The organism is Komagataeibacter sp. NFXK3, from assembly GCF_054182245.1.
Map to the genome: position 1 here is coordinate 1 of NZ_JAPIVJ010000070.1, position 1,453 is coordinate 1,453.

The following is a 1,453-nucleotide window of genomic DNA, read 5'->3' on the forward strand; positions in this document are numbered from 1 at the left end:
AAGATGGGGTGGACGGCCTCCATGCGGCATCAATGTGCCATGCTGGGGTCGGAATGACCATTCAGAGGAGACCGCCCGGATGAAAATTACCATGATCGGCCTGGATATCGCCAAGTCCGTTTTTCAGGCGCACGGCACAGATGCAAACGGAAAATGTCTTCTCAAGCGAAAGCTCGGGCGCAGTGAGGTTGCCTCATTCTTCGGGAAACTCGAGCGGTGTCAGGTCGTGCTCGAAGCTTGCGGCACATCGCATCATTGGGCGCGCGTCATCCGCGATGCGGGTCATGACGTGAAACTTATTCCGCCGGACATGGTCAAGCCGTTCGTCAAACGTGGCAAGAAAAACGACGCTGTTGACGCCGCAGCCATTTGTCTTGCGGCACTCCATCCCGACACGCGCTTCGTCCCGATCAAAAACGAAGAACAGCAAAGCCTGCTCTCGTTACACTCAACGCGCACACTATTGGTCAAACAGCAGACGATGCTGGTCAATGCGTTGCGCGCGCTTGCAGCGGAATTCGGCTTGATCGTGCCGTTGGGAAACAGTCGCCTGCCCGATCTTCTGGCGAAAATCGAGACATCACCCGATTTGCCCGACGTCATGAAGCAGACCGTCATTTTGCTCTTCGAACAATACGGAAAGTTGAGTGAAAGCATCGGATGCCTGGAAAGGCGAATCCAGGCGCACGCCAGGCAGGACGAAGATGCCCGTCGTCTTTTGACAATACCCGGCATCGGCCCGATGACCGCGTCCTTGATCGTGGCATCTGTCACGGATATCGACACTTTCGAAAGTGCGCGGCACTTCGCGGCCTGGCTTGGACTTGTGCCGCGCCAGCACTCGTCCGGCGGAAAGGTCCGGCTGGGCAGGATTACGAAAACGGGCAACCGGGAAATAAGGAAGCTGCTCGTTCTGGGGGCGACATCCATGTCCTTCCGCGCGCAGAAATGGACAAGCGCCGCAGGGGCATGGCTTTGCAAGCTTCTGGAGCGTCGCCCAACACGTCTTGCAACCGTCGCACTTGCCAACAAACTGGCCCGGATCGTCTGGGCTCTCCTGTCGCGCAAAGAGATCTATCGTCCGGCCGGCCGCAATGTCGCTGTAATCTGACATGCGCTGCCAAGACGATGGATGCCGGGGTTCGCCCCGGTAGATCCGGCAGAATGCACTGACCAGCGTGATGGGAAGACTGTAATTCAGGAACAGTTCAGGCGATACCGTTGGATGACATGTGCCATCGAGCACGTTTTCAAGATTGGTGCCTGACACGCAAGCGCACACCCATAATGGCCAGCGAAAAACGTCGCACAAACAGGCCGGACATAAGGGCGCACCTGACCGGATCCCCGCATCCTGCGAGCAGCGATGCATTCCACCGAGAAAACAAGATTTAGAGAAACGCAGAGAGATAACAAATGTGATCCATTGCATCGAACCGGCCGTCCACATAAG

At 56.8% G+C, this 1,453-nt stretch carries 1 protein-coding gene; it reads left to right on the plus strand.

Going from position 1 to position 1,453, the window contains the following annotated elements:
• Positions 1–79 precede the first annotated feature (79 nt).
• Entirely contained in the window at positions 80–1,111 is a 1,032-nt protein-coding gene (locus tag OQZ28_RS17490) for an IS110 family RNA-guided transposase (protein WP_034926561.1), read from the plus strand.
• The last annotated feature ends 342 nt before the right edge of the window (positions 1,112–1,453 follow it).

What these genes read in the sequence shown, in the direction of transcription:
- OQZ28_RS17490 (WP_034926561.1), top strand. Translation starts at nt 80, where the DNA reads ATGAAAATTACCATGATCGGCCTGGATATCGCCAAGTCCGTTTTTCAG.